The sequence below is a fragment of the Streptomyces sp. M92 genome, assembly GCF_028473745.1.
Lineage (GTDB): Bacteria > Actinomycetota > Actinomycetes > Streptomycetales > Streptomycetaceae > Streptomyces.
Window position 1 is genome coordinate 6,892,441 of sequence record NZ_CP101137.1, and the last position, 16,780, is coordinate 6,909,220.

Genomic DNA, 16,780 nt, shown 5'->3' on the forward strand with positions numbered 1-16,780 from the left:
CCAGATTAATCACGAAAAGGGCGCCCGCGGCAGGGGCGGCGCCCCCGCGTCAGCCGCGTGGTGCCTCGGGGGTGGCGCCGGAACGGGCCTCGACGAGGGCGCGCAGGGCGCGCGCGTCCTGGATGGCGCGCTGCCGGGCGATGCCCGGCTGGATGCCGAGCGCGGGCAGGCTGGTGCCGTCGCTGAGGTCGAGGAAGGCCCAGGGGTCGCCCTGCCGGAGGTTGACCCGGAGGATCTCGGCCCAGGCCAGGCGCCGCTTGTTGGTGAGGTTGACGACGGTGACGCCCGTCTCGTCGGCGGTGACGTGGGGCCGGGCCAGCACGACCAGGACGCCCGCGAGGAGGAGGGCGGTCAGCGCGAAGCTGATCCGCTCTCCCGCGCTGAGGCTGTCCAGCAGGATGCCGACCGTCGTGATGGAGGCGAAGGTGGCGACGGCGAGGACGGTCAGGATGGCGCGGGTGCGGCCCGGCCGGAAGGTGACGGGCAGGACCGGCAGGTCCGGCGTGGTGTCGGGCATGGCGTTGCTCCGGTGTCCCGCTCAGAGGCGGCAGGCGTGGATGGCCGTGGTCAGGATGGCCCGGGCGCCGATCTCGTACAGGTCGTCCATGATCCGCTGGGCGTCCTTGGCGGGGACCATGGCGCGGACGGCGACCCAGCCCTCGTTGTGCAGCGGGGAGACGGTCGGGGACTCCAGGCCGGGGGTGAGGGCGACGGCCTTCTCCAGCTGCTCCACGCGGCAGTCGTAGTCCATCATCACGTACGTCCGGGCCACCAGGACGCCCTGGAGGCGGCGCAGGAACTGCTGGACCTTGGGCTCGGTCGTCTCGTCGGGCTCCGCGCCGGAGCGGCGGATCACGACGGCCTCGGACTTCATGATGGGCTCGCCGAAGACCTCCAGGCCCGCGTTGCGCAGCGACGTCCCGGTCTCGACGACGTCCGCGATGACCTCGGCGACGCCCAGCTCGATGGCGGTCTCGACGGCGCCGTCGAGGTGGACGACGGAGGCGTCGACGCCCTGTTCGGCCAGGTGGGCGGCGACGATGCCCTCGTAGGAGGTGGCGACGGTGCGGCCCTTGAGGTCGGTGACGCCGTTCGCGGTGCCCGGCTTGCCGGCGAAGCGGAAGGTGGAGCGGGCGAAGCCGAGCGGGAGGATCTCCTCGGCGTCGGCGCCGGAGTCGATCAGCAGGTCGCGGCCGGTGATGCCGATGTCGAGCTTGCCGGAGGAGACGTAGATCGCGATGTCCCGGGGGCGCAGGTAGAAGAACTCGACCTCGTTGGTCGGGTCGACGATGCGCAGTTCCTTGGACTCGCGGCGCTGCTGGTAGCCGGCCTCATGCAGCATCTCCCCCGCGGGGCCTGACAGGGAACCCTTGTTGGGGACGGCGATGCGCAGCATGAGGTCGGCTTCCTTTGTGTGGAGGGGTGGAGAAGAAGGGGGTCCGGCTTTACAGGTGGGCGTAGACGTCGTCCAGGGAGATGCCGCGGGCGACCATCATCACCTGGACGTGGTACAGCAGCTGGGAGATCTCCTCGGCCGCCGCGTCCTTGCCCTCGTACTCGGCGGCCATCCAGACCTCGGCGGCCTCCTCGACGACCTTCTTGCCGATGGCGTGGACCCCCTTGTCCACCAGTTCGGCGGTGCGGGAGGTGGCGGGGTCGCCGTTCGCGGCCTTGTGCTGGAGCTCGGTGAAGAGCTCCTCGAAAGTCTTCTTGGACATGGTGGCGCCCACTTTACGCGTAGTGCCGGCCGGCCTGACGCCACGGTTCGGATACTGAGCGGAGGGTGGCCGCCGTGGCGACGGCCGCGGTCACCGCCTCGTGGCCCTTGTCCTCGCTGGAGCCCTCGATGCCGGCCCGGTCGAGGGCCTGCTCCTCGGTGTCGCAGGTGAGGACGCCGAAGCCGACGGGGACGCCGGTCTCCACGGAGACCTGGACCAGGCCCTGGGTGACGCCCTGGCACACGTAGTCGAAGTGCGGGGTGCCGCCGCGGATGACGACGCCGAGGGCGACGATCGCGTCGTAGCCGCGGCCGGCGAGGACCTTGGCGACGACCGGCAGCTCGAAGCTGCCGGGGACCCTGAGCAGGGTCGGCTCGTCGATGCCGAGCTCGTGCAGGGCGCGCAGGGCGCCGTCGACCAGTCCGTCCATCACCTTGTCGTGCCACAGCGACGCGATGACGGCGACCCTGAGGTCCCCGACGTCGCGTACGGACAATTCCGGTGCACCCTTGCCGCTCACGTGTCTCCTCGCGTTGCTTGCTTACTGGTTGCCGCAGGTGGACACGGGCGTCGTGTCCAGCCAGGGCAGGTCGTGTCCCATCCGGTCCCGCTTGGTGCGCAGGTAGCGGAGGTTGTGTTCGCCCGCCTGGACGGGCATCGGCTCACGGCCGGTGACCTGGATGCCGTGCCGTTCCAGGGCGTCGCTCTTGTCCGGGTTGTTGGTCATCAGGCGGACGGAGCGGACGCCGAGGTCGTCGAGGATCTGGGCGCCGGCTCCGTAGTCGCGGGCGTCGGCGGGCAGGCCGAGCTCCAGGTTGGCGTCGAGGGTGTCGCGGCCGCGCTCCTGGAGTTCGTAGGCGCGCAGCTTGGACATCAGGCCGATGCCGCGTCCCTCGTGGCCGCGCAGGTAGACGACCACTCCCCTGCCCTCGGCCTGGATGCGGTCCAGGGAGGCGTCCAGCTGAGGGCCGCAGTCGCAGCGCTGGGAGCCGAAGACGTCGCCGGTGAGGCATTCGGAGTGGATGCGGACGAGGACGCCCTCGCCGTCGCCGATCTCACCGTGGACGAGGGCGACGTGCTCGACGCCGTCGACGGTGGAGCGGTAGCCGTACGCCGTGGACTCGCCGTGCCGGGTGGGCAGGTGGACCTCGGCCTCGCGGCGGACGGTGGGCTCGGCGCTGCGGCGGTAGGCGATCAGGTCCTCGATGGAGATGATCGTCAGGCCGTGCTTGCGGGCGAACGGGATCAGCTCGGGCAGCCGCAGCATGCGCCCGTCCTCGCCGGCGATCTCGACGATGGCGCCCGCGGGGCGCAGGCCCGCGAGGCGGGCGAGGTCGACGGCGGCCTCGGTGTGGCCGTTGCGGACGAGTACGCCGCCGGAGCGGGCGCGGAGCGGGAAGACGTGCCCGGGGCGGACCAGGTCGGCCGGCTCGGCGGTGCCGCTCGCCAGGAGCTGGAGGGTGGTGGCGCGGTCGGAGGCGGAGATGCCGGTGCTGACGCCGTGCACGGCGGTGGCGTCCACGGAGACGGTGAAGGCGGTCTTCATCGACTCGGTGTTGTCGTCGACCATCTGCGGCAGGCGCAGCCGGTCCAGTTCGTCGCCCTCCATGGGGGCGCAGATCAGGCCGCGGCACTCGCTCATCATGAAGGCGACGATCTCCTCGGTCGCCTTCTCGGCGGCGATGACGAGGTCGCCCTCGTTCTCGCGGTTCTCGTCGTCGACGACCACGACGGGCCGGCCGGCGGCGATGTCCGCGATCGCCTGCTCGACGGGGTCGAGAGCGAGGTCGTCGATGCCGTCGGTGCTGTAGAGGATGGGTGAGGCGAGAGGGGCGGCGCGAAGCGCCTCGGTCAGGGCGGTGGTGGGAGACGGGCGGGCGCTCATGCGGGCGCTCCTTCCGGGACGGGCCGCGCCGCGGTGCGGGAGCGCAGCCACCAGTCGCGCAGGCCCCACAGGACGAGCGCGCCGTAGATGACGTAGACGAAGCCGGAGAAGGCGAAGCCGTTGGCGAAGTTCAGCGGTACGCCGACCAGGTCGACCAGCAGCCAGGCGAACCAGAACTCGACCATGCCGCGCGCCTGGGCGTACATGGCGACGACGGTGCCGACGAAGATGTACGCGTCCGGCCAGGGATCCCAGGACAGGGTGGGGAAAGCGGTGAACAGGCCGCCGACGGCGAGGGTGCCGACGGCGGCGGCCGCGACGAGGGTGCCGCGCTCGCGCCAGGTGGCGAAGCGGACGGCGATGGAGCCGTCCTGCGTCTGCCGCCGGCCGCGGTTCCACTGCCAGAAGCCCCAGGCGGCGACGAGCATGACGACGACCTGCTTGCCGGCGCTGCCGGAGAGGTGGGCGGTGGCGAAGGCCGTGAAGAGGATGAGCCCGGAGACGAACTGCACGGGCCAGGTCCATATCGAGCGCCGCCAGCCGAGCGCGAGGCCGAGCAGACCGATCACGTTGCCGATCATGTCCGACCACTTGATGTGCTGGTCGAAGAGGGTGAACGCCTCGGAGTTGAGCCAGTTCACCGGGTGCCCCCCTGGGTGCCGAGCAGCCGCTCCACGTACTTGGCGATGACGTCCACCTCGAGGTTGACCGGGTCGCCGGGCTGCTTGATGCCGAGCGTGGTCAGGGCGAGGGTGGTGGGGATGAGGCTGACGGTGAAGAAGTCGGGGCCGGCGTCGACGACGGTGAGGCTGATGCCGTCGACGGTGATGGAGCCCTTCTCGACGACGTAGCGGGCGAGGTCGGCCGGGAGGGAGATCCTGACGAGCTCCCAGTGCTCGGACGGCTTGCGCTCCAGGATCTCGCCGGTGCCGTCCACGTGGCCCTGCACGATGTGCCCGCCGAGGCGGGCGCCGACGGCGGTGGGACGCTCCAGGTTGACGCGGGAGCCGGTGGTGAGGACGCCCAGGCTGGAGCGGTTGAGGGTTTCCGCCATCACGTCGGCGGTGAACTCGTCGCCCTCGTGGTCGACGACGGTGAGGCAGACGCCGTTGACGGCGATGGAGTCGCCGTGCCGTGCCCCTTCGGTGACCGCGGGGCCGCGCAGGCGGAAGCGGCAGGCGTCGTCGAGGGTCTCGACGGCGGTGACCTCGCCCAGCTCTTCGACGATTCCGGTGAACACTTCCCGGGTCCTCCTGCCTCTTCGGGCACGGACTCCGGGGCTGTCGAGAGCGACAGAGACCGCGAGCGAGGACACCGGTGACGACGACGCCGGACAGGGCCCGCCCGTGACAGGCGTGCCCAGAGATCGGCGGCGCGCACGCATGCTCGCCCGCCGCGCACTGCCTCCCATCCGGACTTTAACCGTCGGTCCAGGAATTTCACCTGGTCAACCGGTCGCTGGAGGCGACCGGGTCGCGGACTGTAACCGCCGGTTCGGACTTTCACCGACCCCGGAGTGCGCTGCTTCTGGTACAGGGCCAGTGTGCCACGCCCGGTGACCGTCCATGCGGACGGAGTGTGTGGAGTGGCTCACAGAGCACCCCTCCACCGGAACCCGTCCCCGACGCGCCACGCCAACCGGGCCGTCGTCACTCCGACTTGGAATTGGTCCATACCTATTGACTCACTGGTCTAGTCCTCTCTAGGGTCTGCGCAACTTCCGTGGAGAGGAACCGACTGTGCCTTCCCCCTCACGCTCCAGAACCGGCCGCGGAGCGAGACCGGCCCTGTTCGCGGCGGCCGCCGCCGTCGCGGGCCTGGTGCTCGCCGGCCTCCCGGCGACCGCGTCGCAAGCCGCCGACCAGGAATCCTGTCGTCCCGACGGGCTCTACCAGACCCCGGGCGTCGACGTCCCCTACTGCTCGGTCTACGACACCGCGGGCCGGGAGAAGATGGGCGCCGACCACCCGCGCCGGGTGATCGGCTACTTCACGAGCTGGCGCACCGGCAAGGACGGCAAGCCGGCCTACCTGGCCTCGGACATCCCCTGGGACAAGGTCACCCACATCAACTACGCCTTCGCGCACGTGGACGGCGGCAACAAGCTCTCCGTGGGCTCGGCCGGCGCGACCAACCCCGCTACAGGGCTGACGTGGCCCGGCGTCGCGGGCGCCGAGATGGACCCGGACCTCCCCTACAAGGGCCACTTCAACCTGCTGAACAAGTTCAAGAAGCAGCACCCGGACGTCAAGACGATGATCTCGGTGGGCGGCTGGGCGGAGACGGGCGGCTACTTCGCGGACGACGGCACACGCGTGGACTCGGGCGGCTTCTACTCGATGGCCACCAACGCCGACGGCTCGGTCAACCAGGCCGGCATCGACACCTTCGCGGACTCCGCGGTCGACTTCGTGCGCGAGTACGGCTTCAACGGCGTCGACATCGACTACGAATACCCGACGACGATGAAGGACGCGGGCAACCCGCTCGACTGGTCCTTCGCCAACGGCCGCCGTGCCGGGCTGGTCAAGGGCTACGCGGCCCTGATGAAGACACTGCGCGAGAAGCTCGACCGCGCGGGCGCCGCGGACGGCAGGCACTACCTCCTCTCCGTCGCCGCGCCGTCCTCCGGTTACCTGCTGCGCGGCATGGAGACCTTCCAGGTCCAGAAGTACCTGGACTACGTCAACATCATGTCCTACGACCTGCACGGCGCCTGGAACGAGCACGTCGGCCCGAACGCCTCCCTCTTCGACGACGGCAAGGACTCCGAGCTGGCCGCCGCGGGCGTCTACGGCAGCGCCCAGTACGGCGGCGTCGGCTACCTCAACACCGACTGGGCCTACCACTACTTCCGCGGCTCCATGCCGGCCGGCCGCATCAACATCGGCCTGCCCTACTACACCCGCGGTCACAAGAACGTCCAGGGCGGGACCGACGGTCTGTGGGGCAAGGCGTCCGCCTCCTCCTGTCCGGCGGGCTCCGGCCTGACCAAGTGCGGTGACGGCGCCGTCGGCATCGACAACCTCTGGCACGACCTCGACACCAACGGCAAGGAGTCCCCGGCGGGCTCCAACCCGATGTGGCACGCCAAGAACCTGGAGAAGGGCATCGTCGGCGACTACGTCACCGACTACGGCTTCCCGGCGGACACGAAGCTGACGGGCACCTACGCCCGCAAGTACGACTCGACGCTGGTCGCGCCCTGGCTGTGGAACGCCGAGAAGAAGGTCTTCCTCTCCACCGAGGACGAGCAGTCGGTCGGGGCCAAGGCCGACTACGTGGTGGACCGCGGCATCGGCGGCGCGATGATCTGGGAACTGGCCGGCGACTACGACTGGAACGCCGCCAAGGGCCAGTACGGGATGGGCGACACCCTCACCTCGCTGATGTACGACACGTTCAGGTCGGCCGCGCCGTACGGTGCGAAGAAGTCGAACGCGGACCTGCCGACCGAGGCCGTGAACGTGGAGGTGGAGTTCACGGACTTCAAGCTGGGCGACTCCAACTACCCGATCACGCCCAAGCTGCGGATCACGAACCACACGAAGACCGCGCTGCCGGGCGGCACCGAGTTCCGGTTCGACTATGCGACCTCGGCCCCCGGGAACGCCTCCGACCAGTCCGGGTTCGGCACCAAGGTCGTCAGCAGCGACCACACGGGCGACAACGTGGGCGGCCTGAAGGGCGACTTCCACCGGGTGTCGCTGAAGCTGCCGGCGTGGCAGTCGCTGGCGCCGGGCGCGACCGTCGACCTGTCGTTCAACTACTACCTGCCCGTGTCGACCCCGTCGAACTGGACCGTGACGATCGGCGGCAAGGCGTACGCCCTGGCCGGCGACCTGGCACGGGGCACGACCGTGGTTGACCCGGGGACGCAGACGCCGACCCCCACGCCGACGCCCACGGGATCCGAGTCCCCGGGCCCGAGCCCGAGCCCGACGGGCGGCACCGGGCAGTGCGCCGCCCCGGCCTGGGACGCGGCCGCGTCGTACGGCGGTGGCACCACCGTCTCCCACCAGGGGCACACCTGGAAGTCCAAGTGGTGGACGAAGGGCGAGGAGCCCGGAACCACCGGTGAATGGGGGGTCTGGCAGGACCTCGGCGCCTGCTGACCCCGCCCGAACGGGCCCGGCGGCGGTGACGAAGGCCCTTGCCCGCCGCCGGGTCCCCCCAACGCGCCCTGCCGAGCCCTGGCGGGGTGCGTTCTGCGTGGAGTTGCGCGACGGTGTGATCCGCGCACCGCACGCCACTTCCGACAGGGGCTGATCAGCATGACCACGATCCTGGTGACCGGCGGCACCGGCACGCTCGGCCGGCTCGTCGTCGAACGGCTGCGGGCCGGCGGGCACGAGGTGCGGGTGCTCAGCAGGCACAGCCGGCCGTACGCCGTCGACCTGCGCGAGGGCGGCAGCGGTCTGGACGCGGCGCTCGCCGGTGCCGACACGGTCGTGCACTGTGCTACCACGCAGCGCGGCGGGGACGAGCGGTCGGCGGCGAACCTGATCGCGGCGGCGCGGCGGGCCGGGGTGGCCCACCTGGTCTACATCTCGATCGTCGGCGTCGATCGGGTGCCACTCGGCTACTACCGGTCGAAGCTCGCCGTCGAGAAGCTGGTGGCGGAGTCGGGTCTCGGGTGGACGGTGCTGCGGGCGACACAGTTCCACGACCTGGTGGTACAGGTGCTCCAGGCGCTGGCCAGGCTGCCGGTCGTGGTGCTGCCGGCTCATGCCTGCGACCAGCCGGTGGAGGTGGCGGAGGTCGCGGACCGGCTCGCCGCACTGGCCGTGGGCGCGCCCGCCGGGAGGGTGCCGGACGTGGGCGGTCCCGAGGTGCGCACCTTCGAGTCGCTGGCCCGTGCCTATCTGGGCGCGACGGGACGCCGACGGGCCGTGGTGAACGTGCCGCTCGCGGGGAAGACTTACCGAGCGTTCCGCGCGGGCGGGCACCTCGCGCCCGGACACGCGGTCGGCAGGGGCACGTTCGAGGAGTACCTGGCGGGGCGGTTCGGCGGCGGGGAGGGCGGGCGGCGCGGATGAGCGGACGGGCGTGGCTGCGGGCGGGACTTGGGCTGCTCGCGGGCGGCCAGGTGGTGCTGGGGCTGTGGATCGTGCTGCTGCCCGAGCTGTTCTGGAAGTGGCCGTGGGTGTCGCACCTGCCGCCCTACAACGAGCATCTGCTCCGGGACTTCGGCGGGGCGAGCCTCGCGCTCGCCGTGGTGCTCTGCGCGGCTGTGGCGGCGATGGAACGCCGCCTGGTGCTGACGGCCCTGGTGGCGTACCTGGTCTCCGCCGTGGCCCACCTGCTCTACCACGCCCGGCACCTGGAGCCCCTGTCGGCGGCGAGCGCCGCGGGCTTCATGGTCCTGCTGGGAGCGGCCGTGCTGCTCCCGGCGGTTCTGGTGTGGCTGGCGGCGAACGGCACGGCGTTCCGGGAGCCGGAGCCCGCGCAACGACGGCCCGCCCGACGCCGCACCACCCCCTGAGCTGCCCCTGCCCACCCTGCGGAGGGCCGACCGCAGGATGTCCCCGCACGAAGCGCCGCAGGCTACCGGTCCGATGGGCCGAAGAGGTCGTCCTGGGCACGGTCGCGAGCGGTGAGCAGGGCGCCCCGCAGTACCGCGCCACCGCCCAGGGCACTGGGCCGCACCTCCGTGGCCAGCGGGGACATCCGGGCGAGGCGGTGCTGGACGCGGTCGGCGAGGGCGTCGGCGCCCGCCCGGCCGATCTCCCCGGCAAGGACCAGGCAGCCGGGGTCGAGGACGGAGACCACGGCGGCGGCGCCCAGGGCGATGCGGTCCGCGAGCGCGTCGAGGAAGCGCCCGGCGGCGGGGGCGTCCCCGGACGCCGACCGGTGCACCGCCTCCCGGACCAGCGCGGCGGCGTGCGGCTCGGGCCCGGCGGGCCGTGCCGTCATGCCGTGCTCCGCCGCGAGGGCGGAGACCGCCGCCGCTCCCGCCACGGAGTGGAAGCCGCCGTCGCAGTCGGTGGCCGACGGCAGGCCGGCGGTGCCCGGCACCGGCATGAAGCCGATCTCGCCCGCGCCCCCGGAGACGCCCCGGCGCAGGGTGCCGTCGAGGACGACGGCCGCGCCGATGCCGAGGCCGAGCCAGAGCAGGACGAAGGTGTCGCGGTCCCGGGCGGCGCCGTCGCGCTGTTCGGCCAGGGCGGCGAGGTTGGTCTCGTTCTCGACACCGACCCGCGCCTCGGGGAACTTCTCCTGCAAGGCCGCCGTCAGCCGACGGTGCCACTCGGGCAATCCCGTGGAGTCCCGGAGTTCGCCGCCGACCGGGTCGATCAGACCGGGAGCTCCGATGCCTACGGTGTGCAGCCGGTCGGCGCCGGCCTCCTTCGCCGCCCGCTCGACCAGGCTCACCGCCTGCTCCACGGCGGGGCCCGTCCCGGTGCCGTCGCCGATCGGCACGGACGCCTCGGCGAGCACCCGGCCGAGCAGGTCCGACACCAGTACGGCGACGCCCTCGGTGCGCACGTCGAGGGCGGCGAGGTACGCGCGGCCGGCCACGATGCCGTACAGCTTGGCGTTGGGGCCGCGGCGCTGCTCCCCCGACTCCCCGGCCACCTCGATGAGGCCGGAGGCGATGAGGCGTTCGACGAGGTCGGCCACGGTGGGCCGGGACAGGCCGGTCAGCTGCTTCAACTGCCCTGCCGTCAACGGGCCCTCCCGCTGCAGCAGGCGCAGGGCGAACCGGTCGTTGATGGCCCGGGCGGTGCTCGGTGATGCGGGCATGCCGGGATCCTTCCAGATCGGCGGCGCGGCGGCCCACGCCGATGATCCCCTATCCATTAACCCCCTATCCATCAGGAAGGGTTCCTGATAGTTTACCCGGCGCATGCGGCAGCGAGCGGTGCGGCAGGGAGGCGAGCCGGTGCGGACCGGACGGAGGGGCCGAGAATGAGCGCAGTGGTCTACGAGCAAGGCCAGGTGAGGCGCGCACGGTACGCCGTGGCGGCCGTGTTCGCCGTGCACGGCGCGGTCACCGGTTCGTTCGCCACCCGGGTGCCGTGGATCCAGGACCACGCCGGCGTGAGCGCGGGCCAGTTGGGTCTGGCGCTCGCCTTCCCGGCGCTCGGCGCGTCGGTCGCCATGCCACTGGCCGGCAGCGTCAGTCACCGCTTCGGCGCCCGCACCGCCCTGCGCGGCCTGCTGGCCCTGTGGACGCTGGCGCTGGTGCTGCCCTCCCTGGCCCCGAACCTGCTCACCCTGTGCCTCGCCCTGTTCGTCTACGGGGCCACGGCGGGCATGTCGGACGTGGCGATGAACGCGCTCGGCGTCGAGATCGAGAACCGGCTGGACAAGTCGATCATGTCCGGCCTGCACGGCATGTGGAGCGCCGGCGCCCTGATCGGCTCGGCGGCCGGCACCCTCGCCGCCCACCTGGGCGCGGACGCCCGACTGCACCACGTCCTGGCCGCCGCCGTGCTGACCGTGGCGGGTCTGGTCGCCTGCACCTGGGTGCTGGACCTCCAGCCCGCCGAGGACGAGGCCCCGCCGCCGCGGTTCGCGCTGCCGCCCCGGTCGGCCGTGCTGATCGGCGCGGTCGGGTTCTGCGCGGTGTTCGCGGAGGGCGCCAGCCTGGACTGGTCGGCGGTCTACCTGCGGGACGAGCTGGAGACGTCGGCCGGACTGGCGGCGGCGTGCACGACGGGCTTCACGCTCACGATGGCCGTGGCCCGATTCGCCGGCGACAAGGTGGTGGACCGTTTCGGCGCGGTGCGCACGGTGCGCGTGAGCGGGGTGCTGGCCTCTCTCGGCGGCCTGCTCGTCGTCGTCGGCGGCCATCCGGCGGTGGCGATGACCGGCTTCGCGCTGATGGGGCTCGGCATCGCCGTGGTCGTCCCGCTGTGCTTCGCGGCGGCCGGCCGGGCCGGCTCCAACCCGAGCCTGGCCATCGCGGGCGTCGCCACCATCACGTACACCTCGGGCCTGGTCGCCCCGAGCGCGATCGGCGGCCTCGCGCAGGCGACCAGCCTGGTGGTGTCGTTCGGCCTGGTGACCGCGCTGGCCTGCTGCCTGGTGGCGTTCGCGAAGGTGCTGCGCGCCGGGGACCGGGACCGGCCGAAGATCAGTCCGTCGAGCGCAGCAGTGCCCGACCGGCACTCCTGAAGGTGTCGCTCCACGGCGCCGGGCGCAGGGTTTCGGAATCCAGCCGGACCAGCACCCGGGTGCCGCGGGCGTACGTGGTGGCGCCGTCCGGCGAGCAGAAGCGGAAGCCGTAGGTCAGCCCGGTCGTGCCGAGCCGGTCCAGCCAGAGGTGGACGGCGTAGGCACCCGGCCGGGTGACCGGCGCCTCGTAGGTGATCGTCAGTTCCTTGACCGCGTTGCAGGCGTCGCCGGCCGCCGCCCAGTCGCCCTCGAAGCGGAAGCCGTGCTCCGTCCACAGCTCGGCCCAGGCACGCTCGACCATCACGGGGTAGCGGGCATTGTGCAGCAGACCGAGCGCGTCGAGGTCGTCGAAGTGGACGGTGACGGGGAGGAGGCGGCCGTACGGCACGGCGGGCAGGGCGGGTGCGGCGGGCGCTTCGGCGGTCACGACGGGCTCCTGGGTGGTGCGTGGCGTACGCGGTGGTGCCGGCGTACGGGCGAACACCGCCATCCTAAGCGGACGCTCAGTACACCCGTCGGGAAGGGTGCAGGTCAACCGCACGGCCGGGCACCCCCGACAATGGTCCGGACAGTCATCACGTACAGAGAAAGCGAAACCTCACCATGGACCTCGGCGTGCGCTGGAAGCTGCACGGGGACGGGAAGGTCCCCGCCCCCGGAGCGGTGGTCCGCCCCGACGAACGGCTCTCGTGGCCTCGCACGTTCGGGCTCGGCGCCCAGCACGTGGTGGCCATGTTCGGGGCGTCCTTCGTGGCCCCGGTCCTGATGGGCCTGGACCCCAACCTCGCGATCATGATGTCGGGCGTGGCGACCGCCATCTTCCTGCTCGCCACCCGCGGCCGGGTCCCCAGCTACCTCGGCTGCTCGCTCTCCTTCGTCGGTGTCGCCGCGGTCATCCGGGCCCAGGGCGGCACGAGCGCCACGGTGACCGGCGCCGTGCTGGTAGTCGGTGCGGCGCTGTTCCTGGTGGGGCTCGCAGTGCAGCGCTTCGGGGCGCGGATCATCCACGCCGCGATGCCGCCGATCGTCACCGGCGCGGTGGTGATGCTGATCGGTTTCAACCTGGCGCCGGTCACCGCGTCCACCTACTGGCCGCAGGACCAGTGGACGGCGCTGCTGGTGATGCTGTTCACCGGTCTGGCCGTGGTCTGCCTGCGCGGTTTCTGGTCCCGGATCGCGATCTTCCTGGGGCTGGTCTTCGGCTACGTGCTCTCCTGGGCCCTGGACCAAATCTTCGGCAGGATCCACTCGGTGGACGGCAGCGGCAAGGTCACCGACCACTGGCGCCTCGACTTCTCCGCCGTGGGGCAGGCCGACTGGATCGGCCTGCCGTCGTTCCACGGGCCGAGCTTCGAGTGGTCGGCGATCCTGGTCGCCCTGCCGGTCGTCATCGCACTGGTCGCGGAGAACGCCGGTCACGTCAAGGCGGTCGGCGAGATGACCGGGGACCCGCTCGACGACAAGCTGGGCACCGCGATCTCCGCGGACGGCGTCGGCTCGATGCTGTCCACCGCGGTCGGCGGCCCGCCCAACACCACGTACTCCGAGAACATCGGCGTGATGGCCGCGACCCGGGTCTACTCGACGGCCGCCTACTGGGCCGCCGCCTGCTTCGCCCTCCTCTTCGGCATCTGCCCGAAGTTCGGCGCGGTCGTCGCCGCGATCCCCGGCGGCGTGCTGGGCGGCATCACCGTCATCCTGTACGGCATGATCGGCCTGCTCGGCGCGCAGATCTGGATCAACGCGAACGTGGACCTGCGCAACCCGCTGAACCTGGTGCCGGCCGCCGCGGGCATCATCATCGGCGTCGGCAACGTCAGCATGGAGTTCACCGACAACTTCTCGCTCAGCGGCATCGCGCTCGGCACCCTCGTCGTCATCACCGGCTACCACGCGCTGCGCGCCTTCGCCCCGGCCCACCTCAAGACGCAGCAACCGCTGCTCGACGAGGGCACGTCGTCGTACGACGAGCAGGCCACGGACGGCGGCGGGCCCGGCGAGGGGCCGGGCGGCGGGACTCAGCGCGCCAAGTCGTAGGCGTAGGACGGCGTGAAGGTGCCCGGCCTGCCCTTGCAGCCGTCCGACTCCCCCGGCAGCTTCACCCACAGGTAGGCGTCGATGCGTCCCATGCCGGTGCTCAGGGTCGGTGTGCGGCCGATCCTGCGGCCGGCCGGGTCGCACCACTCACCGTCGGGCGGGGCGCCGTTGCCGTTGCGGCTGGTGTCGATGACGGCGCCGAGGCTCGCCGGGCCGCCGAGGGCGTCGAGGACCGCGCGGTTGTGGGCTACCTCGTCGGCGGTGGTGTGGAAGTTGGAGACGTTGCTGAAGATGCCGTCGGACGAGGCTGCCGAGGCGGCGCCGGCCTCCTTCAGCCAGCCCGCCTGCTTGGCGGGCGCGTGCCAGCCGGAGTGACCCGCGTCGTAGTACACGCGGGCGTTGGGGTTCGCGTCCTTGAGTACCCGGCCGGCGCGGGCCAGGGAGGCGAAGCGGTCGGCACGCTCCCCGGCGGTCAGGCAATCGGCCTGGGCCACCGAGTCGGGCTCCAGGACGACGACGACCTCGCCGGAGCCGAGCCCGGCGGCGAAGAGGTCGATCCAGTCGTCGTAGGCGTCGAGGCCGGGCGCGCCGCCCTGGGAGTGGCCGCCGCAGTCACGGCCGGGTATCGCGTACGGCACGACCACGGGCACCCGGCCCTCGGCGGCGGCGCCCGACGTCACGGCCCGGACCCGGGAGGTGATGTTCGAGGGCGTGTAGTCGGCGAACCACACGGCGGCCGGGTGGTCGGCGATCCGCGACCGGATCACGTCCTGGCGCGGGTCGTCGGGGTTGGCCCGGACCCAGGAGAGGATCTGCGACTCCGGGTGCCGGTAGAGCCGGGTGGCGGCCGGGGTCGCCCGGGGCTTCTTCTCGGAGGTCTTCCTCGGTGACGGCTCGGGACTCGCCCTCTTCGCCGGGGCGGAGGCGGAGGGCGAGGCGGAGACCGACGGCATCGCCGACGGGGACGGGGACGGCGACAGGGGCAGCGAGTGCAGCCGCGGCGACCGCGTGACCGTCGGCCGGGCCTCGTCGGTGCCGCCGCCGTCGTCGTCGCCGAGCGCGGAGAGCATGCCGGTCGCGGTGCCGACCACGACGACGACGGACGCCGCCGCGACCATCGCGCTGCGGCGGGCGGCACGCCTGCGCTCGGCCCTGCGAGCGGCCAGGCGCCGGGCACGAAGGCCTGACACTACGGTTCCCCCTCCCCCGCACGGCGGGCGCGTTCCCCCGTTCTGGGGAAGCGTCGGGCCCGCCGGCACTTCCGTCAGCCTAAAGCTGCGACCCTGCCGCCATGGCGCACTGCGAGCAACTCCCGATGGCGGCCTCGACGGTGGACACGGTCCTGACCCGGATGCGCATCCTCGACACGACGCTGCCTCCGCGGGACGGGGTGGCGGTCTTCAACCGCGTCTACCTGACCGTCACCGAGGCGGTCGACCGGCACATCGACGGAGGCCGTTTCCCGGACGCCCGGTCGGCGATCGCGCTGGACGTGCGGTTCGCGGAGCGTTATCTGGCGGCCGTCGACGCGATGGAGGACGGCCGCCGTCCGCCCGCCTGCTGGCGTCCCCTGTTCCAGTTCCGCCGCCATCCCGGCGTACGGCCGCTGCAGTTCGCGCTGTCGGGCATCAATGCCCACATCGGGCACGACCTCGCACTGGCCGTGGTGGACACCTGTCGTACGCTCGGCTGCGAACCCGTCGACCTGGAGGACGAGTTCGACGGGGTGGGCGATCTCCTCGTGTCGCTGGAGGAACGCGTCCGCGAGGAGTTGATGCCGGGCCCCGACCTCCTCCAGATCGCCGACCCGCTGACCCATCTGTTCGGCTCCTGGAGCCTGGAGCGCGCCCGCGACGCCACCTGGGCGGCGGCCCGCGCGCTGTGGGCGCTGCGCCGACTGCCGGACGTCGCCGCGGAGTTCACCGAGCGCCTGGACTCGGCGGTCGGCTTCGCGGGCCGCATGCTGCTCACCCCGCTGCCGGACTGATCCGGCCCGTTCCCGGCGCGCACCTGAGGAACACCCGTGCCGTCGTTGTACGTTGCACCTTTGGCAGCTCGTCCCGACGGCGAAGGAGCAATCGGACATGGCGACCCGGCTCGGACTCGGCCTCCCCCAGATGCGGCAGTACGACCTCGGCGAGGACGTCCCCGACGTGGCCCGCGCGGCGGAAGGGATGGGCTACGAGAGCCTGTGGGTCTTCGAGCGCGCCCTGTTCCCCGAGCCCGCCACCCAGGGCCTGTACGGCATCGAGGGCCTGCCCTGGCCGGACTCCTACCGGAACGTGGCCGACCCGCTGATCACCCTGGCCCTCGCCGCCGCGGCCACCGAACGGGCGGAGCTGGGCAGCAGCGTACTGGTCGCCCCGCTGCACGTGCCGTTCCAGCTGGCCAAGGCGCTGGCCTCGCTGGACGCGGCGAGCGGCGGCCGGGTGATCGCCGGTTTCGGCACGGGCTGGTCGCACGACGAGTACGCGGCGACGTCGGTGCGGCCGTTCGCCGAGCGCGGGCAGGCCCTGGACGAGCTGATCGAGGTGTGCCGCGCGGTCTGGGGCCCGGACCCGGTGGTGTACGACGGGCACGTCACGAAGATCGCGTCCGCCGTGGTCGGCCCCAAGCCCGCCCGGCCGATCCCGGTGCTGCTGGCGGCGGGCAGCGGGAAGGCCCGGCGCCGGCTCGTGGACCACGCCGACGGCTGGCTGCCGAACGGCCTCGGCGTCGAGGTCGTGGCCGAGCAGTGGCGGCGGCTGCGGGACCTGGCCGACGAACGCGGCCGTACGGAACCGATCCGCACGGTGCTGCGGGTCAACGCCCGGTATCGGGCGTCGGCCCAGGAGGGCACCGGCCGCCGCCCCTTCCACGGCAGCGTCGACCAGATCGTCGAGGACCTCGCCGCCCACGCCGAGATCGGCCTCGACGAGATCCTGATCGACCTTCAGGGCTCGGCGCGGGACGCCGAGGAGCTCAAGGACCTGGCCGCCCAGGTGTACGAGAAGGCCCGCGCGGCCGGGGTCTAGAA

Annotated in this window: 17 protein-coding genes and 1 riboswitch; of the genes, 7 read left to right on the top strand and 10 right to left on the bottom strand. The window is 72.3% G+C overall.

Features of this window, described 5'->3' with window-relative positions; translation table 11 throughout:
• Positions 1 to 49: 49 nt before the first annotated feature.
• Genes M6G08_RS31785 through M6G08_RS31815 form a run of 7 tightly spaced genes read right to left on the bottom strand, consistent with a single transcriptional unit; the run spans position 50 to position 4,843 of the window.
• Positions 50 to 517 carry a PH domain-containing protein gene (locus M6G08_RS31785; RefSeq protein WP_272590588.1) on the bottom strand — a complete coding sequence of 156 codons (468 nt, stop codon included), beginning with the start codon at positions 515 to 517 and terminating at the stop codon, positions 50 to 52.
• A 21-nt stretch (positions 518 to 538) separates the two neighbouring features.
• Entirely contained in the window at positions 539 to 1,396 is an 858-nt protein-coding gene (gene hisG / locus M6G08_RS31790; protein WP_272590589.1) for an ATP phosphoribosyltransferase, read from the bottom strand.
• 49 nt (positions 1,397 to 1,445) lie between these two features.
• Positions 1,446 to 1,718, bottom strand: coding sequence for a phosphoribosyl-ATP diphosphatase (locus tag M6G08_RS31795; protein WP_011027788.1), 273 nt, complete (start codon positions 1,716 to 1,718; stop codon positions 1,446 to 1,448).
• 13 nt (positions 1,719 to 1,731) lie between these two features.
• Positions 1,732 to 2,238 carry a 6,7-dimethyl-8-ribityllumazine synthase gene (gene ribH, locus M6G08_RS31800; protein WP_272590590.1) on the bottom strand — a complete coding sequence of 169 codons (507 nt, stop codon included), beginning with the start codon at positions 2,236 to 2,238 and terminating at the stop codon, positions 1,732 to 1,734.
• 21 nt (positions 2,239 to 2,259) lie between these two features.
• Positions 2,260 to 3,603, bottom strand: a complete 1,344-nt coding sequence (locus M6G08_RS31805) for a bifunctional 3,4-dihydroxy-2-butanone-4-phosphate synthase/GTP cyclohydrolase II (RefSeq protein ID WP_272590592.1) — start codon at positions 3,601 to 3,603, stop codon at positions 2,260 to 2,262.
• On the bottom strand, positions 3,600 to 4,244 hold the full coding sequence (locus tag M6G08_RS31810; protein WP_272590593.1) for a nicotinamide mononucleotide transporter family protein: 645 nt from the start codon (positions 4,242 to 4,244) through the stop codon (positions 3,600 to 3,602). The genes M6G08_RS31805 and M6G08_RS31810 overlap by 4 nt, the downstream gene beginning before the upstream one ends.
• Positions 4,241 to 4,843, bottom strand: a complete 603-nt coding sequence (locus M6G08_RS31815; RefSeq protein ID WP_272590594.1) for a riboflavin synthase — start codon at positions 4,841 to 4,843, stop codon at positions 4,241 to 4,243. Before M6G08_RS31815 ends, M6G08_RS31810 begins: the two co-directional genes overlap by 4 nt.
• A 153-nt stretch (positions 4,844 to 4,996) precedes the next feature.
• A riboswitch (FMN riboswitch) is annotated at positions 4,997 to 5,127 on the bottom strand.
• Positions 5,128 to 5,342: 215 nt separating this feature from the next.
• Between M6G08_RS31815 and M6G08_RS31820 the strand changes: the two genes are divergently transcribed.
• The 3 genes from M6G08_RS31820 to M6G08_RS31830 all read left to right on the top strand — a co-directional run bounded on the left by M6G08_RS31820 (position 5,343) and on the right by M6G08_RS31830 (position 9,088).
• Positions 5,343 to 7,718 (top strand): chitinase C-terminal domain-containing protein, encoded by a 2,376-nt coding sequence (locus M6G08_RS31820; protein WP_272590595.1) that lies wholly within the window; start codon positions 5,343 to 5,345, stop codon positions 7,716 to 7,718.
• Between the two features lie 159 nt (positions 7,719 to 7,877).
• Positions 7,878 to 8,642 (top strand): SDR family oxidoreductase, encoded by a 765-nt coding sequence (locus tag M6G08_RS31825; RefSeq protein ID WP_272590596.1) that lies wholly within the window; start codon positions 7,878 to 7,880, stop codon positions 8,640 to 8,642.
• On the top strand, positions 8,639 to 9,088 hold the full coding sequence (locus M6G08_RS31830; protein ID WP_272590597.1) for a hypothetical protein: 450 nt from the start codon (positions 8,639 to 8,641) through the stop codon (positions 9,086 to 9,088). Before M6G08_RS31825 ends, M6G08_RS31830 begins: the two co-directional genes overlap by 4 nt.
• A 62-nt stretch (positions 9,089 to 9,150) precedes the next feature.
• On the opposite strand, the gene M6G08_RS31835 is transcribed toward M6G08_RS31830, so the two are convergent.
• Positions 9,151 to 10,350 (bottom strand): ROK family transcriptional regulator, encoded by a 1,200-nt coding sequence (locus M6G08_RS31835; protein ID WP_272590598.1) that lies wholly within the window; start codon positions 10,348 to 10,350, stop codon positions 9,151 to 9,153.
• Between the two features lie 165 nt (positions 10,351 to 10,515).
• On the opposite strand from M6G08_RS31835, the gene M6G08_RS31840 reads away from it, so the two are divergent.
• On the top strand, positions 10,516 to 11,727 hold the full coding sequence (locus tag M6G08_RS31840) for an MFS transporter (protein WP_272590599.1): 1,212 nt from the start codon (positions 10,516 to 10,518) through the stop codon (positions 11,725 to 11,727).
• On the opposite strand, the gene M6G08_RS31845 is transcribed toward M6G08_RS31840, so the two are convergent.
• Positions 11,687 to 12,154 (bottom strand): acyl-CoA thioesterase, encoded by a 468-nt coding sequence (locus M6G08_RS31845; protein ID WP_272590600.1) that lies wholly within the window; start codon positions 12,152 to 12,154, stop codon positions 11,687 to 11,689. The genes M6G08_RS31840 and M6G08_RS31845 overlap by 41 nt on opposite strands.
• A gap of 176 nt (positions 12,155 to 12,330) precedes the next feature.
• On the opposite strand from M6G08_RS31845, the gene M6G08_RS31850 reads away from it, so the two are divergent.
• A complete protein-coding gene (locus tag M6G08_RS31850) occupies positions 12,331 to 13,764 on the top strand; it encodes a uracil-xanthine permease family protein (RefSeq protein ID WP_272590601.1) in 1,434 nt (477 codons plus the stop codon).
• Here the strand turns inward: M6G08_RS31850 and M6G08_RS31855 are convergent.
• The gene (locus tag M6G08_RS31855; RefSeq protein ID WP_272591489.1) at positions 13,746 to 14,882 is read right to left on the bottom strand and encodes a glycoside hydrolase family 6 protein; all 1,137 of its coding nucleotides are present in this window, start codon (positions 14,880 to 14,882) and stop codon (positions 13,746 to 13,748) included. The genes M6G08_RS31850 and M6G08_RS31855 overlap by 19 nt on opposite strands.
• Before the next feature lie 173 nt (positions 14,883 to 15,055).
• Here M6G08_RS31855 and M6G08_RS31860 point away from each other — a divergent pair, with 173 nt between their 5' ends.
• The gene (locus tag M6G08_RS31860; RefSeq protein ID WP_272590602.1) at positions 15,056 to 15,751 is read left to right on the top strand and encodes a DUF5995 family protein; all 696 of its coding nucleotides are present in this window, start codon (positions 15,056 to 15,058) and stop codon (positions 15,749 to 15,751) included.
• A 97-nt stretch (positions 15,752 to 15,848) separates the two neighbouring features.
• Positions 15,849 to 16,778 (top strand): LLM class F420-dependent oxidoreductase, encoded by a 930-nt coding sequence (locus M6G08_RS31865; protein WP_272590603.1) that lies wholly within the window; start codon positions 15,849 to 15,851, stop codon positions 16,776 to 16,778.
• Positions 16,779 to 16,780 lie beyond the last annotated feature (2 nt).